The 26,856-nt window shown below is 51.6% G+C and carries 29 protein-coding genes and 1 tRNA gene; all 30 read right to left on the bottom strand.

Annotated features, from left to right (window positions below):
* Positions 1–16 precede the first annotated feature (16 nt).
* Positions 17–778 (bottom strand): TIGR03747 family integrating conjugative element membrane protein, encoded by a 762-nt coding sequence (locus AACY98_RS06720; RefSeq protein ID WP_339803178.1) that lies wholly within the window; start codon positions 776–778, stop codon positions 17–19.
* Positions 775–2,982 carry a type IV conjugative transfer system coupling protein TraD gene (gene traD, locus AACY98_RS06715; protein ID WP_339803175.1) on the bottom strand — a complete coding sequence of 736 codons (2,208 nt, stop codon included), beginning with the start codon at positions 2,980–2,982 and terminating at the stop codon, positions 775–777. Before traD ends, AACY98_RS06720 begins: the two co-directional genes overlap by 4 nt.
* Positions 2,983–2,993: 11 nt before the next feature.
* Entirely contained in the window at positions 2,994–3,527 is a 534-nt protein-coding gene (locus tag AACY98_RS06710; RefSeq protein WP_339803172.1) for an integrating conjugative element protein, read from the bottom strand.
* Positions 3,527–4,060, bottom strand: a complete 534-nt coding sequence (locus AACY98_RS06705) for a lytic transglycosylase domain-containing protein (RefSeq protein ID WP_339803227.1) — start codon at positions 4,058–4,060, stop codon at positions 3,527–3,529. The genes AACY98_RS06710 and AACY98_RS06705 overlap by 1 nt, the downstream gene beginning before the upstream one ends.
* 29 nt (positions 4,061–4,089) lie before the next feature.
* Positions 4,090–4,830, bottom strand: coding sequence for a TIGR03759 family integrating conjugative element protein (locus AACY98_RS06700; RefSeq protein WP_339803170.1), 741 nt, complete (start codon positions 4,828–4,830; stop codon positions 4,090–4,092).
* Positions 4,827–5,504, bottom strand: coding sequence for a hypothetical protein (locus tag AACY98_RS06695; protein ID WP_339803167.1), 678 nt, complete (start codon positions 5,502–5,504; stop codon positions 4,827–4,829). The genes AACY98_RS06700 and AACY98_RS06695 overlap by 4 nt, the downstream gene beginning before the upstream one ends.
* The gene (locus AACY98_RS06690; protein ID WP_339803164.1) at positions 5,488–6,096 is read right to left on the bottom strand and encodes a PilL N-terminal domain-containing protein; all 609 of its coding nucleotides are present in this window, start codon (positions 6,094–6,096) and stop codon (positions 5,488–5,490) included. Before AACY98_RS06690 ends, AACY98_RS06695 begins: the two co-directional genes overlap by 17 nt.
* 97 nt (positions 6,097–6,193) lie before the next feature.
* The gene (locus AACY98_RS06685) at positions 6,194–6,838 is read right to left on the bottom strand and encodes a hypothetical protein (protein ID WP_339803161.1); all 645 of its coding nucleotides are present in this window, start codon (positions 6,836–6,838) and stop codon (positions 6,194–6,196) included.
* 235 nt (positions 6,839–7,073) lie between these two features.
* Positions 7,074–7,643: a hypothetical protein gene (locus AACY98_RS06680; protein WP_339803158.1), complete on the bottom strand. Its 570-nt coding sequence runs from the start codon at positions 7,641–7,643 to the stop codon at positions 7,074–7,076.
* Between the two features lie 96 nt (positions 7,644–7,739).
* Positions 7,740–8,069: a hypothetical protein gene (locus AACY98_RS06675; RefSeq protein ID WP_339803155.1), complete on the bottom strand. Its 330-nt coding sequence runs from the start codon at positions 8,067–8,069 to the stop codon at positions 7,740–7,742.
* A gap of 34 nt (positions 8,070–8,103) precedes the next feature.
* On the bottom strand, positions 8,104–8,466 hold the full coding sequence (locus AACY98_RS06670) for a DUF3085 domain-containing protein (RefSeq protein WP_339803152.1): 363 nt from the start codon (positions 8,464–8,466) through the stop codon (positions 8,104–8,106).
* 87 nt (positions 8,467–8,553) lie between these two features.
* Positions 8,554–8,913, bottom strand: a complete 360-nt coding sequence (locus AACY98_RS06665) for a hypothetical protein (protein WP_339803149.1) — start codon at positions 8,911–8,913, stop codon at positions 8,554–8,556.
* Positions 8,914–9,032: 119 nt separating this feature from the next.
* A complete protein-coding gene (locus tag AACY98_RS06660; protein WP_339803147.1) occupies positions 9,033–10,064 on the bottom strand; it encodes an ArdC family protein in 1,032 nt (343 codons plus the stop codon).
* Between the two features lie 119 nt (positions 10,065–10,183).
* Positions 10,184–10,600, bottom strand: a complete 417-nt coding sequence (locus AACY98_RS06655) for a hypothetical protein (protein ID WP_339803144.1) — start codon at positions 10,598–10,600, stop codon at positions 10,184–10,186.
* 242 nt (positions 10,601–10,842) lie between these two features.
* A complete protein-coding gene (locus AACY98_RS06650) occupies positions 10,843–11,337 on the bottom strand; it encodes a DUF3577 domain-containing protein (protein ID WP_339803141.1) in 495 nt (164 codons plus the stop codon).
* A 432-nt stretch (positions 11,338–11,769) separates the two neighbouring features.
* The gene (locus AACY98_RS06645; RefSeq protein ID WP_339803138.1) at positions 11,770–12,441 is read right to left on the bottom strand and encodes an N-6 DNA methylase; all 672 of its coding nucleotides are present in this window, start codon (positions 12,439–12,441) and stop codon (positions 11,770–11,772) included.
* 236 nt (positions 12,442–12,677) lie between these two features.
* On the bottom strand, positions 12,678–13,064 hold the full coding sequence (locus AACY98_RS06640; protein WP_339803135.1) for an ATPase: 387 nt from the start codon (positions 13,062–13,064) through the stop codon (positions 12,678–12,680).
* Between the two features lie 279 nt (positions 13,065–13,343).
* Positions 13,344–14,681 (bottom strand): DNA-methyltransferase, encoded by a 1,338-nt coding sequence (locus tag AACY98_RS06635; RefSeq protein WP_339803132.1) that lies wholly within the window; start codon positions 14,679–14,681, stop codon positions 13,344–13,346.
* 237 nt (positions 14,682–14,918) lie between these two features.
* A complete protein-coding gene (locus AACY98_RS06630; RefSeq protein ID WP_339803129.1) occupies positions 14,919–16,943 on the bottom strand; it encodes a DNA topoisomerase III in 2,025 nt (674 codons plus the stop codon).
* 159 nt (positions 16,944–17,102) lie between these two features.
* Positions 17,103–17,567 carry a single-stranded DNA-binding protein gene (locus tag AACY98_RS06625; protein WP_339803126.1) on the bottom strand — a complete coding sequence of 155 codons (465 nt, stop codon included), beginning with the start codon at positions 17,565–17,567 and terminating at the stop codon, positions 17,103–17,105.
* The gene (locus tag AACY98_RS06620) at positions 17,564–18,082 is read right to left on the bottom strand and encodes a DUF3158 family protein (RefSeq protein WP_339803123.1); all 519 of its coding nucleotides are present in this window, start codon (positions 18,080–18,082) and stop codon (positions 17,564–17,566) included. The genes AACY98_RS06625 and AACY98_RS06620 overlap by 4 nt, the downstream gene beginning before the upstream one ends.
* Positions 18,079–18,939: a PFL_4669 family integrating conjugative element protein gene (locus tag AACY98_RS06615; RefSeq protein WP_339803120.1), complete on the bottom strand. Its 861-nt coding sequence runs from the start codon at positions 18,937–18,939 to the stop codon at positions 18,079–18,081. Before AACY98_RS06615 ends, AACY98_RS06620 begins: the two co-directional genes overlap by 4 nt.
* A gap of 482 nt (positions 18,940–19,421) precedes the next feature.
* Positions 19,422–20,537, bottom strand: a complete 1,116-nt coding sequence (locus tag AACY98_RS06610) for an STY4528 family pathogenicity island replication protein (RefSeq protein WP_339803118.1) — start codon at positions 20,535–20,537, stop codon at positions 19,422–19,424.
* The gene (locus AACY98_RS06605; RefSeq protein WP_339803115.1) at positions 20,524–21,120 is read right to left on the bottom strand and encodes a DUF2857 domain-containing protein; all 597 of its coding nucleotides are present in this window, start codon (positions 21,118–21,120) and stop codon (positions 20,524–20,526) included. Before AACY98_RS06605 ends, AACY98_RS06610 begins: the two co-directional genes overlap by 14 nt.
* 14 nt (positions 21,121–21,134) lie before the next feature.
* Positions 21,135–22,838: a ParB family protein gene (locus AACY98_RS06600; RefSeq protein WP_339803112.1), complete on the bottom strand. Its 1,704-nt coding sequence runs from the start codon at positions 22,836–22,838 to the stop codon at positions 21,135–21,137.
* Positions 22,835–23,698 carry a ParA family protein gene (locus tag AACY98_RS06595; RefSeq protein WP_339803109.1) on the bottom strand — a complete coding sequence of 288 codons (864 nt, stop codon included), beginning with the start codon at positions 23,696–23,698 and terminating at the stop codon, positions 22,835–22,837. The genes AACY98_RS06600 and AACY98_RS06595 overlap by 4 nt, the downstream gene beginning before the upstream one ends.
* 12 nt (positions 23,699–23,710) lie before the next feature.
* The gene (locus AACY98_RS06590) at positions 23,711–23,929 is read right to left on the bottom strand and encodes a helix-turn-helix transcriptional regulator (protein ID WP_339803106.1); all 219 of its coding nucleotides are present in this window, start codon (positions 23,927–23,929) and stop codon (positions 23,711–23,713) included.
* 194 nt (positions 23,930–24,123) lie between these two features.
* A complete protein-coding gene (locus AACY98_RS06585; RefSeq protein ID WP_339803103.1) occupies positions 24,124–25,005 on the bottom strand; it encodes a LysR family transcriptional regulator in 882 nt (293 codons plus the stop codon).
* Between the two features lie 216 nt (positions 25,006–25,221).
* Entirely contained in the window at positions 25,222–26,496 is a 1,275-nt protein-coding gene (locus AACY98_RS06580) for a tyrosine-type recombinase/integrase (RefSeq protein WP_339803100.1), read from the bottom strand.
* Between the two features lie 233 nt (positions 26,497–26,729).
* Positions 26,730–26,805: transfer RNA gene (locus tag AACY98_RS06575), tRNA-Ala, on the bottom strand.
* Positions 26,806–26,856: the final 51 nt, after the last annotated feature.

Below are 26,856 nucleotides of genomic sequence, written 5' to 3'. Positions count from 1 at the left end.
TTCTAACCGACAAAAATCATAAATATTTCTTGAAGCTAGCCGCGCTGATGTTGGCCGCAATGCCCAGAGATATCGCCGCAGGCAACAAAATGAGTATCGGCGACACACTCACCGGCAACGCCAGATACAACGCCCAGGGCAGTACCAGTAATGGAATCAATAATGATTTGGCCCGATGATAGACAAAGCCCGATTCATGCCCATAAGTGAAATGCCGGATATCGCGCCGCACCAATCCATCGACCGCACCGACAAACAGCGCCAGTATGAAGAGCGGCAGACTTAAAAACAGGATCACCACCCGCAGCGTGAATGTCAGCGTGGTGTAGGCGGCTGCCTGCACATAGGTCTGCACGGAACCATATGCCATACCGAGATATTCCCGGAATGTGCGTTTGCGCACTGAATCCGTGATTTTGGATGTCAGTACGGCATCACGCTTTTCGGCAATTCCTGATCTGATAAACACCCATTCATGCGCCTTGTTGAGCAACCACTGTGTTTTTTGCACCGGCTCAGACATGAGAAGGCTGCGCCGGTAGCCCTGCTCAAACTGGTTTTGTTCATAATAAAACATTTCCTGCGCGTGCTTCCAGCCTTCACCCTCCGGGTAATGGTTTTTCCAAAACACCTGCATCAAGACACACTCCACCACAATCGACAACAGCAACGCCCCGCAGAGAATGCCGAAGATCGTCAACGGCAATGTGACGATGGCGGCAAAAAGACTTTTAGGCGCTGCCTGCTGCTTTTGGGCGGTGGTGACTGGGGCGTTCATTCGCCATCCTTGATATGGCTTTCAGCATCAGGCACAATTGTTTCCTGCGATACCGGAACATCGCTATCGTTGGTTCGTTGTTTCGCTTCTTCCCGCTCATGGTCTTGCAGATCATCGGGCAGTTGGTCGTTGCCCGATGGATTGATGGCGGCCCACCAGTCGCCTGCACCCTGATACTGTTCCCGCATATAGGCAGCCAGCGCCTGAATATCCTGCGGCAGTTGTTCGTCCTTGTCGTCCTTGTCGGCCTTGGGTAGCGGCATCCTGATTTTGTACAGATTGCCGCCTTCGAGTAACGCAAATGCCTGTCCCTTGGGCAACGTAATCACATGCGCCGGTTCGATCATTGGTACTTGTGTCGCGGTGATGCGGTTCATGGTATTGGATGTGAACGCCGAATGGCTGTGCGGGTCGGAACTGTCTGTCGCGCCACTGATGGTCAACGCGCTGTACACCTCGACTTTCGGTAGCTGCATGGTCAGCAATTCTGCCGTGGCGGTTTCCCGCACTCTCAACATAATGAGATTATTGAAGTTACCGATCACCTGACCGGCCTTCGGTTTACTGCCGATTCTGGCTTCAATATCGCTCATGGTCTGGGTGTAGGCGGTAATCTGCAAACCCGCACCGCCGCCTTTGTTGATCATCGGCAGAAACTCCTCGCCCATCAACTCGTTAAATTCATCGGCGTGCAGATTGATCGGCTCTTTTCTTTTGGCATTCTGTCCGGGCAAACCGTCGTCAATCCCGAATTTGTAGATGTGTCCGGCCACACTTACCAGATCGGCAAACATCGAATTACCGACCGCCGCCGCGACTTCCGTATCGGACAATGCGTCCAGCCCGACATAGACAATCGCCCTCTGACGAATGACCTGCATCCAGTCGATGACCGGACGGGTGTCGTTCAAATCGGAATAATTCGGAGCCAACAGTTGCGCGATCTTGCCGGTGGTGAGTTTTTCCAGCAAGGGAAGCAAAGACGCCACGATCTTGTCGAAGTAAGTTTTATCGTACCGGACTGCCGATCTCAAACCATCCAGGATCGGATCGTAGATTTTGCTCATTGTCAGATACTGCTCTAACGCCGCCACGCGCTTTTCCCGCCCGATCATGTTGCGCGGCATCGTCTTATCATTCAGATTGCTCTCAAGCTGGGCAATCACCTCCCATGCCTTGGGTTCTTTTTTTGGCAGATAATGTTGCGCGTATTCGATAAAGAGATCATCAATGTTGATGACGTTTCTCTGAATCAACAAGTAATCAGGTCGATGTCCCAATTCCACCAGCGCCCGGGCGATGATGTTGACGAATCGCCACGCAAATTCCCGGAACGCCGCTGAATCGCCCTCGCCCGATAACTGACCAGCGATACGGCTGGCGACTTCCGATATCCGTCCGAACCGCCCCACTGCGTTATAACGCGCCGAAATATCCGGCCAGCCCAGATGAAAAATGTAGAACTCGTTTTGCCGCCCGGCGCGTTTGGCCTCGACATACATGCGGATCAACAGGTCGGCATCCCCTTTCGGGTCAAAGAAGATGCAGGTTTCGCCGCGTCGGATGTCTTGGGTCACAAAGAGTTCGGCCAGCCGGGTCTTGCCGACACGGGTCGTCCCCAGCACCAGTGTATGACCGACACGCTCCCCCAATGGTAGGGTGATATTGATTTCGTGCGGTTCAATACCGTGCAGCCTCGGCATCCCGCCCACGGGCGGCAGGGGACGTACCGGATTTAAGGGGCTGTCCCAACTGGTCAGTTTTGTGAGCCACGCAATATACCGAGGCGCGTATTCCATCCTCGCTTCAAAGAACCGCGCCCGCTGATACAGTTTTGATTGTTCCACGTAGCGCCGAAACTGCGGCTGATAGGTTTGGCTTAACCGATGCGTATGGCGCTGATCCCACTTGAATCCGCGTCCGATAAAAAGGCTTTTGCGACTGATCGGCACTTTTTTGCTGGTGATCGCGTAATACGGCAATCTGCGAATGTTGCGCCGGTAACGCAGCACGATCCAAGCATCCCTAAGGCGAATCAATCCAAAAAGAAAAAATGCAGCGGCACAAGCCGCGCCGAACCCCGGCGACAATGCCAGCGCCCAGGGCACGCCCAGACACAACGCCGCCGAAGTCATGCACGCCGCCACGGTATAAAGTTCCACCGCCGGACGCAGTAGCACTTCGATTTTGTGATCCTGTGCCACGGCACCCTGCCTTACTGTTCGATGCCGGTGGACATGATCAGCGCCGGATAGTGATCAAGTTGCAGCCGGTGCGCGAGATCGTCTCCCGGTACTGCGGAAAGTGTTAAACCGGGCACCAATTGCCGCAATGATTGCAATGCGTCCATCGTTGACACATTGACCACCAGCCCGAACGCGCCCAATTTTTGCAGCACGGGGTAACGCGCTTCTAACCACCGGCGCGATAAATCATCGTCTCCAATGATAAAAAAAGGCGTCAGCCCCGGCGCGTGAATCGTGCGCGGCATCACCTTTCCCGGAACAAGACGCTGGGAAACCACTGGCTGCGCCAGGGCGAATGGTTGCTCCATTGCAGATGATTGCACCATCGCAGATGGTTCTGCCGTCAAACCCGACGCTTCATAGTACGGCAGCGCCGACGTTCCCCCTCGATCCTGCACCACAATAAGCCTATTTTCAGCAGGTTGTGCCAGCGCGTGGCTTCCCGTCATGAGAACGGTCAGTACCATGCAGAAAGGTAATAATAGGTTGGTTGATGTTTTCATCAGAAGGATGCTCCCAATGTTCCGGCATGGATGGCGCGTGTGCCCAGCACACGGTACAGGTGGTGCCGCGCACTGCTGCGATAGCGCTGCGCAGCTTCTCCATTGGCCGGAGAGTGATACTTGCCCATCGTGATCAGCCAGTCCTGACCATCACGGTGCTGTTCTTTGATAATGGTGGCGGCAATCGACAGATTGGTGCCCGGATCAAGCAGATCGCACGGAGTGGTAACACGTTCTCCGTGATAACCGACATTGATCTGTCCCAGACCGACATCCACCCGTTTGGCCGATGTTTGCTTCAAGGCGCATGTCAGCTCCTGACAAGCGGCATCCCGCGATGTGAAATACAAGGATTTGCCCGCAACATTCAGCGTCCACGGCCATGGCCTGATTTTTCCGCGAATGGGTGTGCCGCTTTCCTGCAACGCCACCGCGTACAGGACCGTTGACGGAATACCGGCTTCGCTCGCGGCGATCTGATAGGCCGGTGGCGGTATTTCCTGACCGTGAACCACGCCGGGCAGAAACACCATGCCCGATATCAGCCATAAAACAGTTTTTACTACTCGCGCCGCCATTGTCCATTAACCTCACGTATTGCCGCAGGCAACGCTCCGCCCACGCCGGTAAGCTGCCAACGGCCATCATCATGATTCAACGTGATGGTGCGTGAGCGCACCTTGTCGGGTTCAACCCCCGCTCTGGTCGCCCAGCGCCGCACCACCGCATCGTCGGCATGGCTGCCCACGACATAAATATCGAACGATTGACCGGCAGCTTGAAGTTTTTTTACCTGCTCATCGCAAGCCGGGCAGTTCTCTTGAACAAACACCGCCAGACGACTATCGGCTTGCCCGTGTGCCGCGCTAACAACGCTATTCTGACTGCCGTCCAGCCCCACCACCGGCAAGAGATTCGGGTACAGGCGTTTGAATGCTTCATCGTAGGCTTGCTGGTAGGCGAGCTCCTTGGCGACGCGCAGGGATTCGGCCTGTACCTGGAGTTCCGCGTAGCGCCTGCGTTCGGCGTCGTTTCTCGCTTCAATACCGAGTGCTGTCAATGGATCAAGCCCCGGCGAATAGATACCCAAGGGACCGTTCATTAAGGTTTGATACCGTGCCCACTCCTCAATCTGTAAGTTCCAGACTTTGGCCTGTTCCATCACGTCACGTTCGGCGCTCTGGACATGCGGGGTGGTTTTGTGTTGCAGAACATTTTTTTCATCGGTCGCGGTCCTGGTTTGCGCGATGGCATTGACCATCAGACAGCAACCCAGAAGAACGATTAAAAGGTTGCGTCTCATAGTGTCCCCTTGGGAATCGGGAAGGTTTTGCTGCGTCCATGCGAGGTGAACGTCGCTTGCGTGTTGTCAAACGATTCCAGTTGCCACATGCCCACCATGTCGCCCGGTTGTATCAGTTTGATATCTCCGATATTCCGGCTGCCCTTCGGGGCAACCGACAATAATTGCTGTGATCCACGCAGTTCCACCCCCAGCAAGATAAATTCCGGTTCGGAGTAACTTCCTTGTGTTTGTGTGTCTTTCTTGACAGGGTTGATCGGTGCCGGTGGAGCAGCTTTTTGCGCTTGTTGCAAAAGTTTGATCTGCGCGTCCATCTGGTCCAGACGATTCATGACCTCATGGACCGCTTCACCGACATCCGGCGATTGCTGATAGCGTTCCTGCATCAATACAAAAGCCTGTTCAAGTGACAGAAGTTTTTCGTCAACGTCCGTAGAATAACGCTGCTCATCCACTCGATTCGACACATCCGCAACCTGACCCGTCAGTTGGGCGATATGGATTTGCAACGCTTCAACCATAGCCTGCTCATCGGTACGGTCTGATTGCCGATACAGTTCGGACAGCGCGGCATGGTCGGAAAAAGACAGGACGCTGACCACAAACAGCCAAGCCACTATAATGAAGCCCGCAATGCGGGATCGGTTCAAAAACGGTTTATCGGTTTGCGGCATGATGGTGTTCCTCCGTCATCGGTTCTTCGTTATCGGGCATTGTGTTTGGGTCGTTGGGAAATGGAGAATCGCCTGTCCGCTGGAAACAGACTTCGCGCACGGTTTCATTGATTGTCATCGCCCATGCGCTACCGGCAAGCATCTGCAACGCATCTTTGAGCATCATCGGACCGATGTGCGTATGCGCCGTTGGCAGCGGTAAATGATTGAACATCTCGACCGCGTCGCCCGTTTCGCACAGCCGATAGCCGGAACGGATCAGTACATAACGGATGCCGTCCCCCACACTGGTTTGTTTTTTGTTGAACGTGGCTGGAATTGAAATATCCACCATCTGAGCCATCAGATCGCTCTGGGCAGTTTCCGGCGTGATCTCAATTAAACGGTAACGCCCGTAGCGCACCACCGGCACGTCCGCATGCTCTTGCGGTTGCGACGACTGCACGGCGACCGTACTGAAAAACGCTTCTATCGGATCGTCTTGTGGCCCACAACAGGCGGGTTCAGAAACAACGTGATTGGTGGAAACGCATCCTGCCGCCAACAGGCACAAGATTGCTACGGTACACAGTCTGCTGATTGATGCTGCCATGCTTTACTCCCATCGTGAAATATGGGAGAAGCATCGCAGTAAAAACCACGTAATCCATTAAAAAAAACGAAACGCAAACAAATCGATTTTTTAACTTCTACCGTGACGGCTCATGAATACATTTATCTCTGATCTTCTGGATCAATTCGATATGACTTGCATCACCTGAAATATCCACAAAAGCTACATGTGCGTATATAGCAAACGGCAACGCCGCCAGTGCCAACAAAAGCCAGGCAGCACCCCGAAGCCGGGATATCGCTCCGCGTTGGGCAATCGTTCGCCTGAATACCACTGAATCCAGTGGCGGTAAATAACCATGTTTCAGCACGTTCAATCCAAACGGCAGCAAACCGAATAGTGCGACAAGCAGAAAAAGGAAAGGCCATCCATAAAAGAGCATCAACAAATTGAGATAGGAAACCGGCAGACCGAAAAGTTCAGCGCACTGAGAGTCGGCCAATCGGCTCAGATACATTCCGAACGCCAAAAATGGCACCATCAACATCACCCATGGGATTACTTTTAAGATTGCCCGACGCGGCTGTGGCGCAATCTCGACCGCATCACCGGATGCCAACTGCGCCTGCAACAGCCGCTCATCACGTCTGCTGAATGCCAGCTTGTAGCGTTCTTCGGACGATGTACGCACAAAACTGATGATGGCAAAAACGAGAACCCCGACAAAAGCCATCAAAAAGAAAATAAGCGGCAAGTGAGAAAGCATGGCGGCACTTTCCATCTGGTCGGTTTTATCATGACGATAATCTTACCAATAAATATGGGCTGCAACGAAAATTGTTGATGCGATATTGCAATGAATGACTACTCGTTGAGTAAAAATCAGACAACCTATCTAAGTTGATGTTTTAATGCGAGTTCGACATTGAGCCAAGGATTTGTCCATGTGGTTATGCACAAAATCTGTGGATAGTTTCAGGCAAAAAAAAATGATGCCCCCGAAGGGCATCATCAGACTACGCGTCAAACAGTATCGCACTGTGGATTGCATCCAGCGGCAAGACCAGTCCGAATTCATCGTGTCCGTCTTTCCAGCCGGTTTCTTTTTTTGCATGCTGGAAATCAGCTTCATTTTGAAACCAGACAGTGTAATCGCCATGCACAAAAGTCAGATCGTCGATCCGGTTCAGAATCAACGGGCATTCACCGTAAGGCTTTTTGACCATCATCACCATCTGTATGGTGGCGTTATGTTTCTCACTGGCAAAATATAAATCGCTGTACCTCAATACTTCTCTGGTATCCGGTCTGAAACACTTCACGGCTCCTTCGTCGGCCCCAATCAGCAACCCCTGAGCATTCGAGCTTGACGGCAAATCAATCACATTCCAACCGGTGGCTAGAGCGGCCTGCTGTAAAAATTCCGCTTCGTTGAAAAACAAACAGAAATGACCGGCAAAAAAATGAATGCGTCCGATCTGGCAAAACTGATGCCCTTCTTCGTCAATCAGACTTTCGCGTTCCTTGAGCGACAGCCCGCTTGTATTCAATGGGGCTCCATGGAAAATATTCATCAATAAAGACATTTCTTGCTCCTTAAAAAATAACAGGACAAGCCACCCCGCAGGGTGCTTACCCTGCGGGGTGATAAAAAATAGATGAATCAATACCGCCAACGAAAATCAGTATTCGCTGGGCAATAGGATCGTCGTGTAGCTGCGATCCCGTTCCGTGATGATGAAAACCTGTTGATCGGGTGTCACCTGATAGCAGGATAACAACCGGCCTCCAGACAAAAGCGCAAAATCGTTGCTTGCCTTATCTTCATCACACAAGCCACCCCAATCACATCGAGCGTGGCGACGCAGCAAAGACAGAAGATCGTGTTCGCGCCCGGTAAACAGGCTGGCAACGCCTCTAGTCATGACCATTCGCCCCAAAGAAAAACGGGATTTGGCCGTGGTGCTTTCAGACATAAAACCTCCAATAAAAAAATCAAAGGCACCACCCATGAGGGGCGATGCCCCTACAAAAGGGTAAAAAAAGTCAACCGGATTGTTTTTGCTTTGCCAGATAACCTAGCCTCAAAAATTCCTTGGTCGCTTCAACGATCATGTCGTACTGATGCTCCACAATTACGTTGAAAACTTCATCAAATGGATCCAATGGTTCTGCAAAATCATCCCCGCCTAGTTCGTTATTGGCTTTATCCCACCAGTCGTCAAATTTATCGGCCGCAGGATTGAAACCCTTTGCGTATGCGATGTTCTTGCATGAACTATCGGGATTGGCATCCCTGTTTTCCGAAAGAACATAAACACCATGGTCTTTGACCAGCAGAATTTTGCATTTCTTTTCTCTGGCTTCATGAATGACAGGAATCAGTTCGTTTGCTTTGAAAATTAACATGTGCTTTCTCCTAAAAAATATTCAACATACTGCGTCGAAGTCTCAAATCAAGACAAAATAGGAAAACAGCTCTTAAAGGGCTATCTCCTACCACCAGGCGGTCAATTCAACACAGTGATCTTTGAAGTCGAACGTTTCCAGCAAACTGAAAATCACATTCTTAAGATGCGACACCTCCACCCAATAATCGGAGTCTGTGTCGTGGTACTCTTTATGCGTACCACCATTTTCGGGAAAAAGCTCTGCACAGTTGTTCGGTGTTAACCGGTTCAAAGTATCCAGAAGCTGCTCCAGATGCTCCGGTTCCAGAACAATATGGTCGTTTGGACCCATCGGTTCCATAATGACGTGCTTTTCCACCCATCTGAACAAAGCCCAAAAGCCATGAAATTGCGCAATGTCCGGAAGATCACGCGGTTTTTTTGAAAAATAAAGTGATAACCCCATTGGTTTCTCCTAAAAAATAATGGGGCAGACTTCCCACAAGGGACTTCTGCCCCGTGTGGGAAATATGGTCAAAACGACCACTACGAAAAATAAACAAAATTGAACCTGAGCAAGTTGTGTCAGGCTGCCAACGCTTCTTCTTCCCGCTCGTCAGAGCGGGATTTGGCCTCTTCTGGTGACTCTTCTTGTTCAAACGAGAAAAGAAGTTCCGACGCCAGTCTTGCTTGCTTGGAAGCTCTGATGATGGCTTTTTTATCCGCCTTCATAATGTTCAACCAGTGGTCAACGTAGCTCTCATGTTGCAACTCACCAGTCACACCAAGCGCCGCACATGCGAATGCCGAACCGATTTCGGCAATCAGTTCCTCGAATGCATACACCTCGTCGCCGAAGCTGCGTTTTTGGGACGTAATGCCGATACGGTTCAACCGTCTTTCGTGGCCTGTGGCGTGCACCATTTCATGCAACGCCGTACTCAAGTAATTACTCTCGGTCAGAAAATATATCGCCTTGGGCAAAACGATTTCATCGGTACAGGATCGGTAAAACGCCATGTCAATCTTTTGATTGGAAACTCTGACACCTAGGGACTGGATCATCCGAACGATGCGGTTGTACGCCTCGGCATTCACTTTATTCTCATCAGGTGCTGCAAAAGATTCAGGTATGACGCCTGCTGGCGCGATGTCATCGGGCAGGTTCTCGCATTGCGAGACATTAAAAACAAGATGGTGCTTCAGAACACAAAACGATTCCAGAACCGGATGGCCTTCTTCATCGAACACCATCTGGCCTTGCTCGTCTTTGCTCTGTTTGAGAAATTCCTTGTACCAGACCACCATCGTGGCGTGTTCGCCTTTTTTGACGTTTCCGCCAGCCTGACAAGCCTGTCGGTAGGTCAGCCACCGGGATGACGCATAACCCTTCTCCATCTGCTCCAGCCACAACAACAGCACATTCACGCCGTTGTACACATGGCCGCTGCAAGCATTGGCCGGAATACCAAACGGTACTGTTTTACCTTTCCCATCTGTTTTCCAGGGCTTGCGCCATGGCACCGTGCCCTTCTCCAACGCTTCGATGATGCGATCCGTCACTTCTTGGTACAGGTCTTTTTTAGGTTGATTGGTTTTTTTGGATAGCAATTTCATGATGACTCTCCTTGAATGAATAAAGGGGAGCCATCCCCATAAGGGAGAAGCACTCCCCTTGTGGGTAATGAAAACCGGCACACAAATGCGGTAAACAAATGTTTGGCGGTATGTTGAGATCAGGCACACACTCGCATTAATGTGGGCACACGAATCCGGCGCTGGCGCTGTCTGGCTTTCCGGCTGTCGTGATACTTCCGAACCTCGGCACGCCATGGTTCGCTGGCAACCGGCACCATGTCCAGATACGACAACGGGCAGGAATAATAGCCGGGCCACATGGATTCACACATGTCCTTACGTCCCCATTCGCTGCCGCTGCCATTGATCAGGGTGCAACCGATATAGTTGTGTTCCTGACCTTTTTGATAATACTCAGTATCCACCTTGTAGGTACATTTCTCGACCGACCACAGGACATTGCCCCGGATACAGTATTTCAGTATCTGACGAATGTACGTATCGGTTTCACTGCGAGCGATGACTTGGGCGATTAACGCCCGTTTTGAAGTATTGGAATAAACGTTCCATCCCATGTGAACTCTCCTTGAATGAATAAAGGGGAGCCATCCCCATAAGAGAGAAGCACTCCCCCTTGTGGGTAATGAAAACCGGGACACTTGTTGTCTGTCCGGCATTTTGTAAAAAGCTGATGTCTATTGCTTAACCAGCGTAATGTGCGACATTGAGGGACATGCCCCACTACCGGAATTAACCGACAGCAAAGACATGGGTTCATTAGAAAAACGGCTCTTTGTTCAAGAGCCGTCAGAGAGCGTCAAGCAGCCGCTGGTGCTGGCGTTTGACTTTCCTGTGTTTCAGGAGATGGCTCGGAAGTCGCCTGGTTTTCAGCAAGCGTTTCCTGTGCCTTCTTTGGTGAACGATAAACAATATTTTCACCAACCTTTATATAGCTGAGATACAAAAGATTGCCTTTACAACAAGGTTTGACGGTGCCATCCTTTGCTGTATAAACGCCAATCTCAAGATCACCGATACCAAAGCTGGCAGTGACCTTGATGTCACGGTTGTTGATATCTTCTTTATAAAGCGCGATCAGCTTTTGAGCGTCTTCGCCTTTAATATTGCAATCAACATACAGTTTCTTGGCTTTGCCAATCTCCCCGCTAAGACCTGCCACAGTGACAGCCCAGTAAGGTTCGCCTTGATGACCATCAACAAACCGCGCCCGGTTCAAAAAACCCAATCCGGTGAACAGCGTGTTGTTGTACTTTTTCCCATTATCATTTTGAGGTTGTGTAGAAGTGTTCATGTTAATTTCTCCTATGAAAAAAACAGCGGAAGACACTTCATCCCGATACGGGAATAAAGATCATCCCGCATGGGTTAACAATTAAATAAATAAGATACGCCCTAATGTCATTTCTGACACTCGCTTGCAAATCGGACGTTGTGGCAAGCGTGGTTTGATCTGTATCTTTTTCAGATACCGCAGACTTGAAGATCATGTCCGCCTAGGCATGTTGCTGATATACAACCAGCAGAACATAGCCTGATCTTGCGCCCAGCCGCAGCAAAAGTCACATGAAAATCCGAAATTCGAACGTTTCTGTTTCCAGAAACAAAGCAGGTGGTGCACTTTTCGACCGTAATTCCCCCACAATCATCGACGACCTGCAAAAAAAAGCGCTCTCAAATGAGAGCGCTATGGAATAGATGAGAAATAACTTGTTGAATAAACGCTTTAGCTTTCGCTCAGGCGCTGCCCCCAATCGAACAGGTAATGCGTCGGGGTTTTCAGAACCCGACGGATTTCTGTGGTCAGCGCATTGCCATATATCACCTCGCCGGGGATTCCGCACAATGAAAGCTGGATGTAGCACATGGAAGCCGCCACATGATTCACATCAATGGCCTGCACCCACATCCGGTAAAACGGCAGGTAGTTCTGTTTGAGCAGTTCCGCAAAGACCGCCAGAATCATGCTGCCCGACCCGCAGGCCGGTTCGCTCATGATGATAAAGCGGTGCTCCCTGAAATACTCCTCCAGATTTTGCGTTTGCAACTGCGCCGTCAGAGCGCATATGGGGTGCGGTGTAAAAAACTGCCCCTGCTGTTCACTGCCCAGCTCCAGTTCCATGAAAACGTTGCCCAGAATATCTCGCCCCTCTTCGGCAAGTCCCATAGCGACCAGCCGTGTCAATTGCGCAAAGCGTCCCATATCTTCACTTGAATACTTTTTGGCAATATCGAGATATTCCTGCTCCAGTTTTTCTACCTTCATAAAACGGTTGTGGATGGCGTTGGCGGCCATGGTGACAAAATCGCTGAAAACCTCATAACGATGGCGATGTCTGGCCGTTTGCATGAACAGGTTGATCAATTCCTTTTTGATGGTTTCATAAGAAGTGTCCATATAGATTCCCTTCATAAAAATAAAAAGGGAATGCCCCATAAGGGAACATTCCCTTATGGGTTAAAAAAACAAATATAGGTTTTAGTTCGAACGGCTCAAGCCAAATGACAGAGACTTGCCCACCTCAAAGGTGGGAGCAAGTCTCATAGGAAGCAACCCCTAGCAACCCTTTCAGAGCAAAGCCCTGATGCGGGTTGTCCGGGTACGTTGACAGATCACATCAACAGCACACAGGCTCATTGTGCGGTCATCGACTGCAACCGCTCAATGACACCCGGCGCGATAAACACGCAAGGTTGTTTTTCATCAACCGACGTGTTGAACACTTCATCAAACACATGGCGCTTCAGATGAGCCAAACGCCCCGTCCGAAAAGCCTGTTCGGGCTTGACAGCCGTCGTTTCAGCCGACACACCGCTGCGTTCAGGATCACACTCGACCAAAGCGACATAGCCTTCATCAAACAACTTCTGATGCTCAGGACACAACCCCCAGCCCGTCACCGTAAAACGACCCATGCTTTTACGCAGGCGTTTATCCAATAAAATATTGCCTGTCTCGAAAGGTTTCCCACAAACGGTACAGACATTTTGCTCCAGTGAAACATGGGATTTCTCACACATCACATTCTCCTTTGAAAAAAAGACGGGTGAGTCATCTCCACCGTGACGGGACAGACTTCTCCCGTCAACGGTTGAAAAAACAAGATAAGATAAGAATAATCAGCCGGAAAATCCGACCGCAACCTTGAAGATTTCAACTGCCTGGGTATGTTGCTGACCACAATCAGCGAAACATAAGGCCATAATGCCTGAGCCGCCACCATCGGTCAGTCAAAATGGAATTTTGCTTGCGCGTGTTTTCTGTTTTTTAAATGCGCCAACTGACAAGGTGTTTTTATTTCACCCTTTGGCGTTATAAATTCTGGCTTGTTGAAGCGGTTCGTAATCCCGGTTCAGCTCGCAACCGATCCAGAGACGATCAAGGCGTTGCGCGACGCAACCTACTGTACCGCTGCCAAGGAATGGGTCGAAGACAATATTCCCCGGACGCGAACCGGCAAGAATGCACGATTCCACCAGTTTTTCAGGAAATGCCGCAAAATGCGCGCCTTGATATGCCTGCGTCGGAATCCACCACACCGATCTTTTGTTCCTGACGTATTGGCCGTCCTTGACCTGCCAGCGCTTATGTCCTCTGGCCGAAATAGACTGCATACGCTGCCCGATATTTGCGTCTGCATATTTCTGGCTTCCTTTCATAGTGATATCGCGTCTGCCGTCGTAGGCGGCGATTTCCTGTATCGCCACATGATCGAAGTAATACTTTGGCTTTTTAGAAAACAGAAACAGATATTCGTGCGCCGTGATACAGCGGTCTTTCACACTCGATGGCATCGCATTGGGTTTCGCCCAAATGATGTCTTGTCTGAGTATCCACGCATCGGCTTGCAATGAAAAAGCGACACGCCAAGGCACGCCATACAGGTTTTTAGCCGCAACGGTATCGCCTGTTTTGATGATCCTGCCGGTCACCGACCCGGTATGGGTACTCTGCAATGTGCCGATCATGGTATTTGAGCGAAGGCCATCGCTGTTGCGGCCTTTCCCGGAACCCGCATAAGAATCGGCAAGAACAAGCCACAGCGTCCCATCATCGGCCAGTAATTGTTGACACAACCCGAACACTTCCATCAGCGCGGCAACGTATTGTTCAACTGTGTTTTCCAGACCGAGTTGTCCGGCCACGCCATAATCGCGCAGTCTGTAATAAGGCGGCGACGTGACGATGCAGTTGACTTTCAGATGATCGGCAACCATGCGTCTCATGGTATCGCGGCAGTCCCCGAAGTGACATTGGTTAATCCATAGGTTGTTCATCGTCATCGGCCCTGTTTTGTTTTGATCTGCATGGGCTGAAAAACCAGCACACACAAACGCATATTCTTCTAATGAAGGCACGAAGTACCAGAAAATACAAACCACAAAGACGCGCTTTTTCATTGACGTATATTCAGGTATCAGAAAACAAGTATTGGCTTGAAGCCTGACCACAGGCACATGCCATTCATCAGCGCCCTGTTTTTTGCGCAAGAAAAAAAGCCATAGAGTTTCCTCTATGGCTATGAATAGAAAACCACCATGAACCTTTGCTGGCCGCAAGTCCCTGCTATAAAGCCCTGCCGCCATCATCCGTCCTACCCGGCGCTTGTCGTGGCTGTCGCCGGTATCATTTGGCACGCATCCGCACACAAATGGAACCTGTTTTTTTCACCGGCAGGCTCCGGTATGTAATACCGACAACCCAGGCGGGCTTCTTCATTATTCAGTTCCTGAATAATCAGGACGCCCGCCTGAATCATCTTCACTGTTTCAATATCCGCTTTTGACGGTCAATACAAGTATCCTGCAAGCTGCCCCGGCAGCCGCGTACATGACGCAGGTGGTACGCCGACACCCTACGGGTGAGGGTATGCTTCAATCCTTTTTCACTGATTTACGGCCTTTCCCGGCCTTCCAATTTTTGGAACTTTTGCCACCAGAAATGTTCAACACCCCTTTGCATTCAGGATACTTGGAACACGACCAGAATGCGCCGTTTTTTCCGGTTCGCCTGCGCATTGATAAACCGCACGATGGACAGGATGGCGACGGTTCGATTTTGATCGACAGACTGGTTTGTGCATACTGGCTCACCAGTTGTCGCACCCATGCGGATTGTTTTTCAACAAAATCCTCCATCCGCATCTCACCTTTTTCAATCGCTTCCAATGCCTGTTCCCAAAGTGCGGTCATGTCCGGATCGGCTATGGCCTGGGGCACCGCGTCAATCAATGTGAACGCAGCATCGGTGGCACGGACCGCCTTACCCTTGGTCACCAGATAACCGCGCTGCAACAGCCCCTGAATGATCCCGGCGCGTGTCGCCTCGGTGCCGATGCCTGTGGTGTCTTTTAATATCTGCTTCAAGCGTGGATCTGTCACCAGCCGGGCAACCCCTTTCATCGCCTTGATCAACTCGCCCTGCGTATAAGGTTTCGGCGGCAAGGTTTTAAGCGCTTTCAATTCCGCGTCTTGCACAGCGCACGTCATGCCCTGCGCCAATGGCGGCAACACCTGAACCCTGTTATTTTCATCAGTACCATCGGCATCTTTATCCTGATGATTCCGGTTAAAGAGACTGCGCCAGCCCATGAGGATGATCTGTTTTCCGGTCGCCTGCAAGGTTTCGCCTTCGCACGACAACTGCGCCACAGTACGATCATATTCATGGGGCGGCAGGAACTGCGCCAGATAATGAGACCGGACTAATTCATAAACCTGCCGCTCCTTGTCCGACATCGCGCCAAGGCTGGCCGCTTCCAGCGTCGGGATAATGCCGTGGTGCGCCGATATCTTTTTATCGTTCCAGATTCTGGATCGCAACGATGTATCCAGTGTAGCGATGACCGGCTGCATGGCCGGGTCGGTCTGCACCACCGCTTTCAGTACCGCAGGAATTTCGGCAATCATGCTCTCCGGCAGGTAGCCGCAGTCGGTTCTTGGGTAGGTGGTGGCTTTATGTTTTTCGTACAGGGCTTGCGCGATATCCAGCGTTTCCTGAACGTCCAGCCCGAATTTGCGTGAACACGCTTCCTGTAACGTACCCAGATCGAACGCCAGGGGTGGCGCTTCTTTCATCCGCTCGGTCTGCACCGACAACACCTGGGCAGCCTGGGCGTTTTTGAGTTTGGCGATGGCTGTCTGCGCTGCCGTTTGCTCGATACACCGACCCGCGTCATCAATCGCGTTGTCCGGCGCCTGCCAGTGCGCCATGAAACCCGTACCACCGGCATCCAGCGCCACATTGATGACCCAATACGGTACGGGGACAAAGTTTTCTATCTCACGATCCCGACGCGCCACCAGCCCCAGTGTCGGTGTTTGCACCCGTCCGACCGACAACACTCCTTCATATCCGGCTTTTCGACCCAGGAGCGTAAAAAGGCGCGAGAGATTCATGCCGATCAACCAGTCCGCTCTGGACCGCGACAGTGCCGAGTAGTACATCGATAACGTTTCCGATCCGGGCTTCAATTCCGAGAGCGCCTTGCGGATTGAGGCATCGTTCAAAGCCGACAGCCACATACGTTTGATCTGACCCTTGTATCCGCAATAATCGATGATTTCACGGGCGATCATTTCGCCTTCACGGTCAGCGTCGGTAGCAATGACCAATTCCGTGGCTTTGCCCAGCAGTTTCTGCACCACCTTGAATTGTTTGAGAGTGTTTTCCTTGGCGATCACTTGCCAATGCTGTGGAATGATCGGCAGCGCGTCAAGCGACCATTTCTTGAATTGTTCACCGTAACTTTCCGGTGGCGCAGTTTCGAGCAGATGACCGATGCACCACGTCACCGTCACACCCTGCCCCACAATACAGCCATCGCTTCGCTGGGTCGCACCCAACACTTTGGCGATGTCCTTGCCCTGTGAGGGTTTTTCACAAAGATAAAGTCGCACCTGATTTCCTCCGGCTCACATGAAACATGAACCACAGGATCGTCGAGTCGAGGATGGTTGTCGCGGAGAAATACAGATTTGGTCGCGCACAAATCATCATGGAACTGGCGCAATTCGGGGCGGAAATAACTGGCGCAGCCGCCCCGTTTGTCTCAAAAATCAGGATATTGGTTTCTTTTTGCCACTGGCCGGTTTCTTGTCGCCCTCAATCTGTTCCGGCATCGTCTCTTCTGCCGGTTGACCGTCGTCCGCGCTCTTGCTGGCTTCCATCGTGATACTCATGATCCGGTTGGGCAGCATCGCAACCTTGCGGGCGTCAATCGAAAAATAACGGCGCTTGTTGCCTCCCTCATCCTCACCTTCAAAACTCACCATCCGGCCATCGACCAGAACGCGCATCCCCTTCTGGTACAACCGGCAAAGGTGTTCGGCGTCCTTGTGCCAGAGATCGACCGTCGCCCAGAATCCTCCTCTGTCCTCATAACCGCCGTCTTTGGCCGGAATGGGATTGTCAAACCGGACATTGAGCCGTAACCGTCGTCTTGGCTCTTCATTCCCGTTGGGAAACTCCCGGTATTCCGGGACTGACCCGATATTGCCGTCGTTGATAAATCGTGTACTCATTTCACTTCTCCTTCGTCGTTAAAACAACCCTGATTGATTCGTTTTTGATAAACCGCGTCCGCGTATTCCATCTTGGTTGTGCACTCCTGCGCCTGTCGTGCCAGCATGTGCAGCACACTGATCTGCATATTGAGTGTGAGACGTTGCTGTTCCATCGCGCGCAACGCCGGAAGCAGATGTACGGGTGTCAACACGCTGTCCATCATTTCCTCCCAGAGCGCCACCCCCATGGCCGAGCGGTCGATATTGCGCCAGCGTAGAAATGCCGTGCCCGATCCGGTGGACTGCATCGTCAGTTGCACCGGCAGCAGCGCAAACGGAAAACTCTGGGCTTGGCTTAAGATTTCCTGCTGCGCCAGCGCCATCAGTTGATCGCGTAAGGCTTCGCATTGGCTGGCCCATAACGCCATGTCTCTATTACCTTTAAAAGGTTTTAAAAGGCCTTTTAGGAAGGCCCCCTGTTTCAGCTTCTGGAAGGCTGCTTGTTCCAGCGGTGAGAAAAAATTCTGTGTCATGGCTGGTCGGCCTCCGTGTTTTCTTCACGGGACGGGTCAATCTCCGATGCTGCATCCGCACCCGTATCCTCTTCGGACTCCGCCGCGCCCTCGAAGAGCTTTTCTTCGCTGACCTCCGCGGTTATGTCTTCATCAGCGTCATCCGTCATTGGCGCATTCCTCGGCAATCGGTCACGGTGGATGTACGGCGCAAACCGGCTGCGCCGTGTCCCTTCGAGAATGTCCTGCGGCAATGTGCCAAACTTTTCCAGCGCACTTCGGGCCGCGGCGTTGTTGGCCGCAAAATCATCACGTTTGGCACCGGAGTATTGATACCGCTGCACCAGCGTAAAGAGACTGCGCAAATGATGTCCGCCATCGTCCAGCCAATGCACCATGGTCTGCCGGTCGATCAATGCCGTGTGATGTGCCAGAATGGTCTTGCGCACCAGTTCGTCGTAGTCGGCAACCAGATAGATGCCAAGAAAGCCCAGCGGCGAATTAGCAAACACCGTGAGGTCAGCCGGTTGCATGTTGAGGTTTTCGCCAAGATTGAGCGTGGCGGGCACACTCTCAAACGCGATGGTCGCCTGATCCTTGAGAACAGTTAGATTGGCTTTGACATCATCAATCTTTTCTTCGACACGCAGCATCCAGAAGTCTGAATACGGATCATCCAGCGCCGCCCCCCGAATCATCCTGTTGGTCATCAACAAATAACCGGCCAACCCGATAATGCCCGGTAATTTGCCTGCGGGTCTTCGACCTTTCCACATCCGCAAAGCGTGGTAGGTGTGAATCGTCATGCTGATATGGCTGCGCAGTGCGCCAATCTGAAAGCCCGAACCCGAATCTTTTTCTGAATCTTCTGCTGCCATGGTGCCATTCCTTCATTCCTCAATCGGTAAGAAGTTGCAGCATCGTCAATAGCGGGAAGGCTGTCAGTACAAAATAGGATTTTGCGCATGACGGCATTAATGCCAGCCCATTCCTACGGCTCAACACCTTGCATTACGATGATTATTTTTCTATCAAATTACGCAAGTACCGCCGTCTGTCCGCTCCGGTACGTTCCAGCGCTTCATCAACCGCCGCACGGTTTCGGAGAAGTGATTCCCCCGGGAATCACCCTTCCGTTTCGGTATGGTCGTCATAACGCACGGCAACGGAAACACCCTGTTTCTTTTTTGATGGTGTACATGTTTTGGTTCGCCAATTTCAACCGTGGGAACTTATGGGACTTCTTGGGCAAAAGTGATTCCCGGGGGAATCACTTTGTCCCATAAAGGCTCAGGAGTTGCAATATGTTGATTTCACAACAATAAATAATGTAATATTTATTGTCACGGCAGCGGAAACCTTAATGTCTTTTGGGCGTCACCCGCCATGTGTTGACCAGCGCCTTGATCTGATCGATATAAACCTGCGCCTTCTCACGGTCGGCCTGACAATCCGCCTTTGTGTCAGTGGGTGTGCCGGTCGATGCCGGCGGAACAGGTTTTACAGACGGTACGGGCTTTGCCGGTTCCGCCAGTAGATTGAACTCACCCTGAAGCGCTTTCTGGATCATCCCCATTAGATACGCCGCTGGTTTGCCAATCGCTTTACGCTCACAGTGCCTGCACCACTCATCGACAATCTGTCGCTGCATATCCGGTTTCAACGTGCGCATTGCCGTCAATGCGCCCTGTTGTTGTTCTTTTTTCAACAGCAAAAACCGTGGCGGTAAATCAAACGCCGGTGTTTTTGCCGTAGTAGTATTGATATTAATACTACTATTACTACTATGTACTGACTTCGGATTCCGTAGTGCCGCTTCTGATGCGGGTTTGACACCTGCTTCGGATTCCGAAGTAGGCTTTTCCCGATTCCGAAGTAAGTGGTTTTGACTGACTTCGGAATGGCGATCTGTGGATAACTTTTGATTCTGCGCCTGTGTCACTGATCGCCCCAACAATATTTCCAGTCGGGTCGGCAGTTTCTTGTCGGCCAGTTGTGCATCTTCCTCGATTTCTTTTAACACCATCTGCGCCACCCGCTGCACCGCTTTGCTCCGGTGGGTGATGCACCGGCACAGCAGCGAGAAATACTCCGCATCCAGTTGAATCGCTTCATAGACGGATAACGGTTCTTCGTGCAGCATGTATAGATTGCCCTGAACGGCACCATTGTCGGCGCGTCGCCGCTTGATCAGGCTGATCCACCGGGTCAGCCGTAGCAAGGTAATGGCTCTGCCTACCGTCTCGAACGACGCCTTCTGCGCGCCGGGCATCGAAGTGAGGTACGGGCGTAATCCTTCATAGGTGGACATGGACGTGATGCCACCCGGCTCGATCTGCATCTTGATAACCTGCCAGGCGTTTCGTTCCAGCGGTGTAATGCGCCGATCCAAAAAAAGCGTCCTTGGGACGCTCTCATGAATGTTGCCGCTGTAAATGTACCCGTCGTTTGGTGGGGCTTCACTATGCGTCATCATCGTTTTCCTGCTCCATCGCGGTCACTGGCTTCTCTTCCGCGTCCATCCAGCGCTCTTGCGCCTGCCATATCATCGCCAAAGGAATATCGGACGCTCTGGTCAGCGCCATACAGATTTTGAGCATATCCATCTGATCGTGAATATCCAGATGATAGTTTTTAATCATGTCTTTCCATTGCCGCCAGAGTTGATGATCCTGCGTTTCCGTAAGCTCCTGCCAGCGACCGCGTTTCTCGTCGATATTGAGCATCCGTTTGCGAAACGCCACCTCTCTCTGGTTCAGCCCGAAGAGATCGGCGATCATCTTGCTGCTGGCACCCATTTCCAGCGCCCGGTCGATGAGTGCCACTTCCTGATGGTTCCGGCTGACCTGCCCGGCCAACCGCCGCATGATCCCGGTGTTCACCTTGACATCCAGCCAGCTCACCGTCGTGTTCAACAGCACTTCCACCTTGTCCTGATCTCGTAGCAGACGTAAATCGTCTTCGGTGAATCCCATTTGCAATGAACGACGCAAAGTACCCTGCCGCAGATCGAACAGGATTTGTGAAATAACCGCCTGGTTCAAAGGAAACTGCTCCATGGTGCATCACCCTTTCAGATTTCTTGTGCTACGGGATCGTTCTCGTGTTCATACAGTCTTCGGGCAAGCCGGATGACGCGAAACAGTTTGACCAGCGCTTCATCCGTTAGATGTTTGATCCGGTGGTCGTTTGCGCCAAAGAGGAAGGACGCGAAGGCGTGGGCACTGCCCTGCACCCACTGGTCTTCCTGCTCATCGCGCGCGGCCATGAGTTTGAGCAACGTGACCGTCAACCGGCCAGCCGGGTCTTCAATTTCGTCAGCGTCCGCACGGCAAATATAGCCAATGCCGTGATCGCACGACTCGACGTGTTCCGCGCAGCCCATATCGTGCGCGATCTCGATGGCAAGCTGGCCGATGTGCGTGCGCAGGCGCTCCGGCTCGTCCTGCCCGGCGTCGATGTACCAGATATCCGATATCGGATACAGGCCACCGGCCTGCACGGGGATCGATTTCAGGACATTGGCCGTAAAGTTCTGCGGCGGACGCTCTCCGGTCAGACCGGCCACCATCTCCTGCATCGCGCTGACTCTGGGCAGTTCTCCGGCAGGCGAAACAATGTGCGCCTGCACAAAGGCTGCCTGTTCCTCATAATGATCTGTTTCCGGTACACCGGATACACTGGCATGTTCAACAGGCGTTATCGGTTTCGGCGGCTCCGCTCTGGACGGTTTGCTCATTCTTGGCGACTTGGGCAGCACCATCGCCATAATCTCTTCTTCGGTCGCCAACGGCTTTTTAACTTCCGGCTTGGACAGAAGGGCCGCTTCGTTAAATTCCCCGGCGGGGATTGGTGGTACACTCAGCAATTCGTGCCAGCGTGCCTTCTCGGACAACTCCAGCGCCGCCATGTTGTAGCCAACCCCAAAGAGATCGGCGATGCGCCCGGTCAGTTCATCCTCGAAGCGCTTGTAATGAAACTGGTCGGGCGTATCGTCAAACATCGCCAGCGTTTCTTGAAACACGTCCGAGAATTCGCCATCGATCCCCAGAAACACCTCTTCGGCGGCGCCATCGGGCACCTGGGAGAATTTCTCCCACGCGGCGTTGGCCGCCTTGCGCAGACTGAGAATCCGCTCAACCTGTTTTTTGCTCAAACCGCCATATAGTGAGTTCGGCAGCACGGGTAGTAAAAAGTTGACCGCGTCTTCCATCTTGCTGACAACACTTTGGCTGACGGGATAGCCATCTGTGGATAGCCTTTGCGCCAGGTCGCGTTGGGATAATTCATATCCGGTTTCCTGCTCGTAAATCTCACGCGCTTTCACCACCGCGAGCGCCCGTTCGATAAACGTCAGCGCCCCATGCAGTTCATTCTCGGCAAGATGTCCGGTCAGCGCGGTAATCTCGTTGACCCATGGCCGGAACATGCAGTGGATCCTGAAAAATCTCTCATCCCTCGTTTCCGACCACAATTCCCGCAGAATGGACAATCGGGTATTGCCGCCGTTGCGGATAATGTAGTGATTGGCCCCCGGCCTGCGGGTGATCGCCGGTGGCGCGTCCAGCCCCCGTTCACGGATCGACGCCTTGATATCGTCAAAGAGCGGATTCTTGCTCAGACGCGGATTGAGTTCATAGGCTCTCAATTCGTCAAGTGTCACCACCATCGGTGTATCCACGAGCGGATCGGAAAGTTGTGTCGTCGTCTTGTTGCTTTTGCCAAAGCCATCGACGAGAAGGGTCTGTTTCAGATCGGCAGGAGTTGGTTTTTTCATTTTGGCAACTCCGGTCTGAGGTTTTGCGGGACTTTGCCGCTCACTTCTGCAAATAATGCTTCCCATTGAGGAAAAAGTTCAATGGTCAGCGCCCGGATCGTTTCCAATGCGGCAGGTGCTGTTCTTTTGACAGGCTTAAAACGTTCATAGCGATGGACCGGCATTTTGAGCGTTGAAGAATGTTGATAGGCTTCAATGGCCGGAATCGTCGTGTGCAACACCCTGATTCCATCAGCGCTACCGAACACCTCACGCAATGTCTGCTGGATCAGCCGGGCATTGCTTGATACCGTCGGTACCCGGTTGATCAGCATGTCGATCACCGGAATTTCAATGCCCAGGCGTTTATAGGGAGCAATATCCTCGATCAGTTGCAGTGTGCCGCGCTTGAATTCCCTGGCGGCCAGCGCTTCGGGCGTCACCGGCGAAATCAACCGATTTGAAGCGATCACCGCCATTTCCAGCATCACGCTCCTCGCCCCTTGGGTATCAATCAGCAGCAGATCGTAATTCGCTTCAAACACCGGCAGAAGATTGCGCAACCGGAATCTTCCGTCCGGCGCATGCAGCAGCATGGTGCCCAACTGACCGTCGCGGTCATTGGAGATCACCAGATCGAGATTCTGGATCGCGGTATGCGACACCAGTTTGTCCAGACGCTGCTCATTGTGGGCGATCAGTTCAAAAACGCCGCATGGCGCGGTAGAACGTAGCGTGTAATGGCTGGAAAGTGCCGGTTGGTTATCAATGTCCAGCAACAGCACCCTCAGCCCGGCATCGGCGGCAAATGCGCCCAGATTGGCCGCGACCGTGGTTTTGCCGACACCGCCCTTAGTCGAGACGATTGATACTGTAAGCATCGTCTTTTCCTTCTACACGTCAGAAAAAGACTCTTTACGCTCTTCTATCCACGCATCTATTTCCTGCTCATCCCAGGCGACCGCCCGGATACCAATGCGTACGCTCTGCGGGAAAAGCCCTTCCCGCATCAAACGGTAAATCGTCGTTCTGGAAAATCCTGTCTTGTCCTCGACGACTTTCCGTCTGAGCAAACGCTTTCCACCTGCCTGTGCCAAACCTTTGTAGGCCATGTTGTGTCTCCTTAAGTACGTGGACTTCAGGTTAGTCACGTTTCTTGTTTTTTAATATTAGAAATACAGAATGGACAGCTATGGTTTTTATTATGGCGAAACAAAGATGTTTATTTATATTTTCTCGGTATAGGTCTATATCCAAAATGAACGTAATTAAAAAGCGACAGTTTTTGTTTGACGAATGCGAAAGATCAGGCCAGTTTTTCGGCCTGCGCGATGAACTCCAGCACATGGCTTTCCTGTTTTTTCATCTGCAAGCAGATGTAAGTATCTATCGTATGACTGGTCTGGCTGACCGGCCTGCACACCATATCTTCTTTGGTGTGCGGCTGACACATTTTTGAACTGATCAGGCTGACCCCAAAACCAGCCTGCACCAGCGCCATCATCATACAAACAGATTGCACATGCTCAATGTCGGGCGGTTTTTGTCCCGTCGATGCCAGACAGCTTTCCACCTGATGCCGCAGTCCTTCGAATCGTGAAGACGCCAACACGATTTGCGGATACCGCACCACTTCCGATATTGGCACCGTAGCGAACGACTGCAATGGATGCCTCTGGGGGAGCAAAACAGCATAGTTGTCCCGCCATAAGAGTTTGCAATGAATGCCTTGATCTCTGATTCTGCTCTTCATAATGCCGACATCAAACAGGTCCCGCTGCAAACCCATCCGCAAATGCGCATGATCCACCTCGAACAGTTGGATTTTCAAAGCGCGTATCTCTTCACGGATCATGACAAGTAAATTTGAAAATCTGTTGGCGTCGATCAAGTCCGAAATCGCCACCCGTAATTCGCCAATCGCGCCCTTGCCTGCGGCAATAGCGGCTTTTTTGGCCGCATCCAGTGTGCACAGGATACGGTCAGCGTACATCCGCAACACAGCGCCAGCGCGTGTCAATGTCGTCTTTCTGGTGCTGCGGATGAACAGTTTAACGCCCAACTCGCTTTCAAGCTCCTTGATGGCCCTGGACAATGGCGGTTGGGCAATGTGCAGTTTTTGGGCGGCTAATGAAAAATTCTTAACTTCGGCAAGAACAGAAAAATACCTTAGCTGATACAACTTCATCTGGCTCCCTTAGTTTCAAAATACAAAAGTGCATTTGTAACGGAAGAAAAAGGGAGCCTGCACATAATTGCATAACAATGCGGTGCGCATTTTTCATCTCTAGAAAACAAATCGCATGTTGAAGTTATTTTATGTTTCAAATTTATCACATCTTTTATCGGGCATAAAAAAACCGCCCTGATGACAAGACGGTTAATGTTGATCGTTTACGGTGACTCAGGCGACACGCTGACACTGTTGTGTCTGCAAGCCTTCGGCTTCCCACAAGTCGAGTTGATCTGCCCACTGCTGCATCATTACAGCACGCTGTTCGATGTATTCAGCGTGGTTGTACGCGCCCCGGATTGTATCCTTGTCGGAATGCGACAGTTGGGCTTCGATCCAGTCCTTGTTGAAGCCCATTTCATTGAGCGCGGTGGAAATAGTGGCGCGGATGCCGTGGCCCGTCAGCCTGTCCTTGTAGCCCATGCGACGGATGCCGTAGTTCAGGGTGTTTTCGCTGATGATTTTCTTTGGCTCGAACTGGTGGCACAGCAGGTATTTCTGCCACGGGAAGCGGCACTCCAGCAGACGCTGCACAATCGCCACCGCCTGATCCGGCAGCGGCACCAGGTAAGGCGGAATGTTGGAGTTTGAAGTACGTACCTTGCGCTGCAACTGTTTGACCAGTTGCGGCGGAATCCGCCAAATTTTGTTTTGCAGATCAAAATGTTCCGGTTCCGCATAGCGTAACTCGCCCGTGCGCACCCCTGTCAGGAATAGCAGCTTGATCCCCAAACGGGTCTGCTCATAGCCTGGATAATGCGCCAGCACCGCTAAAAAGCCGGGCAGTTCACTGGTTTTAAGGAAGGGATTGTGCTGTGCCGGTAGCGCAGGCAAGGTTACGATGTCCAGATCGGCAACCGGATTGCTGTTGATCAGCCCTTCGGCCAGAGCGTGCCGGAACAGTTCATTCAACCAGCCCCGGCATTTGACCGACATGGACAGTGCGCCACGGCTTTCAATACCACGGATGACCTTGAGTACATCAGCGCGGGTAATGTCGCCAAGCGCCATATCTCCCATGGCGGGCAGGAAGTCTTTTTGCATGTAGCGACCGATCTGCACCACTGTACTTTGCCGGTGTGTCGATTGATCGTGCCCGAGTTTTTTAATGCGAAATATCTGCCACTGCTGGGCAAATTCGGCAAAGGTAAGTTGATTGGGGGTTGGGGATTCTTGTTGACGCAGTGCCTTGCGCTCTTCTTGCGGATCGATTCCCTTGGCAAGTTGCGTCTGTGCGTCCTGACGTAGAAGACGCGCATCTTTCAAACCAACAGCCGGATAAGTTCCTAGTGATATACGGAATTGCTTATTCTGAAAGTAGTACCGGAAATGCCACGCCTTTGAACCTTTGGGTGTGACATAAAGACCAAGCCCGCCGCCATCCGTCAATGTGTATGGTTTCTTTTTGGGCTGTGCGTTTTTAACTCTGAGTTCTGATAATGCCATCGCTTATCTCCTAAAATTTGAATTAAGAGGATTTTTGCTTTAGATGCTTGAATCTGAAAGCAAAAAAGCGAAATAGGCGATGTACTTATTTTTTCAATCGAGATACTTAATTGTGTACTCAATTGAAGCGGATTGTATGGCAACTTATGCACCTTTATGGCAACTCAAATTTCCATTTATCCGTTGTCTTTCAACGACTTAGGGTACTTGCGGGAAGTCACGGCAACTCAAAGTGGTGGAGGATGACGGGATCGAACCGACGACCCCCTGCTTGCAAAGCAGGTGCTCTCCCAGCTGAGCTAATCCCCCTTAAGGATTCGTTGACGTCTTCCTGTCTTCGTGGTGGGTCTGGTTGGTCTC

Source organism: Saezia sanguinis, from assembly GCF_963921665.1.
In the GTDB taxonomy this organism is placed as follows: Bacteria; Pseudomonadota; Gammaproteobacteria; order Burkholderiales; family Burkholderiaceae_C; genus Saezia; species Saezia sanguinis.
This window is presented reverse-complemented; position numbering and strand designations above follow the sequence as displayed.

Coding starts and splice junctions, on each gene's coding strand:
- AACY98_RS06720 (WP_339803178.1), bottom strand. CDS start 778: ATGAACGCCCCAGTCACCACCGCCCAAAAGCAGCAGGCAGCGCCTAAA.
- AACY98_RS06710 (WP_339803172.1), bottom strand. CDS start 3,527: ATGAAAACATCAACCAACCTATTATTACCTTTCTGCATGGTACTGACC.
- AACY98_RS06705 (WP_339803227.1), bottom strand. CDS start 4,060: ATGGTGTTTCTGCCCGGCGTGGTTCACGGTCAGGAAATACCGCCACCG.
- AACY98_RS06700 (WP_339803170.1), bottom strand. CDS start 4,830: ATGAGACGCAACCTTTTAATCGTTCTTCTGGGTTGCTGTCTGATGGTC.
- AACY98_RS06695 (WP_339803167.1), bottom strand. CDS start 5,504: ATGCCGCAAACCGATAAACCGTTTTTGAACCGATCCCGCATTGCGGGC.
- AACY98_RS06690 (WP_339803164.1), bottom strand. CDS start 6,096: ATGGCAGCATCAATCAGCAGACTGTGTACCGTAGCAATCTTGTGCCTG.
- AACY98_RS06685 (WP_339803161.1), bottom strand. CDS start 6,838: ATGGAAAGTGCCGCCATGCTTTCTCACTTGCCGCTTATTTTCTTTTTG.
- AACY98_RS06680 (WP_339803158.1), bottom strand. CDS start 7,643: ATGTCTTTATTGATGAATATTTTCCATGGAGCCCCATTGAATACAAGC.
- AACY98_RS06675 (WP_339803155.1), bottom strand. CDS start 8,069: ATGGGTGGTGCCTTTGATTTTTTTATTGGAGGTTTTATGTCTGAAAGC.
- AACY98_RS06670 (WP_339803152.1), bottom strand. CDS start 8,466: ATGTTAATTTTCAAAGCAAACGAACTGATTCCTGTCATTCATGAAGCC.
- AACY98_RS06665 (WP_339803149.1), bottom strand. CDS start 8,913: ATGGGGTTATCACTTTATTTTTCAAAAAAACCGCGTGATCTTCCGGAC.
- AACY98_RS06660 (WP_339803147.1), bottom strand. CDS start 10,064: ATGAAATTGCTATCCAAAAAAACCAATCAACCTAAAAAAGACCTGTAC.
- AACY98_RS06655 (WP_339803144.1), bottom strand. CDS start 10,600: ATGGGATGGAACGTTTATTCCAATACTTCAAAACGGGCGTTAATCGCC.
- AACY98_RS06650 (WP_339803141.1), bottom strand. CDS start 11,337: ATGAACACTTCTACACAACCTCAAAATGATAATGGGAAAAAGTACAAC.
- AACY98_RS06645 (WP_339803138.1), bottom strand. CDS start 12,441: ATGGACACTTCTTATGAAACCATCAAAAAGGAATTGATCAACCTGTTC.
- AACY98_RS06640 (WP_339803135.1), bottom strand. CDS start 13,064: ATGTGTGAGAAATCCCATGTTTCACTGGAGCAAAATGTCTGTACCGTT.
- AACY98_RS06625 (WP_339803126.1), bottom strand. CDS start 17,567: ATGAGTACACGATTTATCAACGACGGCAATATCGGGTCAGTCCCGGAA.
- AACY98_RS06620 (WP_339803123.1), bottom strand. CDS start 18,082: ATGACACAGAATTTTTTCTCACCGCTGGAACAAGCAGCCTTCCAGAAG.
- AACY98_RS06615 (WP_339803120.1), bottom strand. CDS start 18,939: ATGGCAGCAGAAGATTCAGAAAAAGATTCGGGTTCGGGCTTTCAGATT.
- AACY98_RS06610 (WP_339803118.1), bottom strand. CDS start 20,537: ATGATGACGCATAGTGAAGCCCCACCAAACGACGGGTACATTTACAGC.
- AACY98_RS06605 (WP_339803115.1), bottom strand. CDS start 21,120: ATGGAGCAGTTTCCTTTGAACCAGGCGGTTATTTCACAAATCCTGTTC.
- AACY98_RS06600 (WP_339803112.1), bottom strand. CDS start 22,838: ATGAAAAAACCAACTCCTGCCGATCTGAAACAGACCCTTCTCGTCGAT.
- AACY98_RS06595 (WP_339803109.1), bottom strand. CDS start 23,698: ATGCTTACAGTATCAATCGTCTCGACTAAGGGCGGTGTCGGCAAAACC.
- AACY98_RS06590 (WP_339803106.1), bottom strand. CDS start 23,929: ATGGCCTACAAAGGTTTGGCACAGGCAGGTGGAAAGCGTTTGCTCAGA.
- AACY98_RS06585 (WP_339803103.1), bottom strand. CDS start 25,005: ATGAAGTTGTATCAGCTAAGGTATTTTTCTGTTCTTGCCGAAGTTAAG.
- AACY98_RS06580 (WP_339803100.1), bottom strand. CDS start 26,496: ATGGCATTATCAGAACTCAGAGTTAAAAACGCACAGCCCAAAAAGAAA.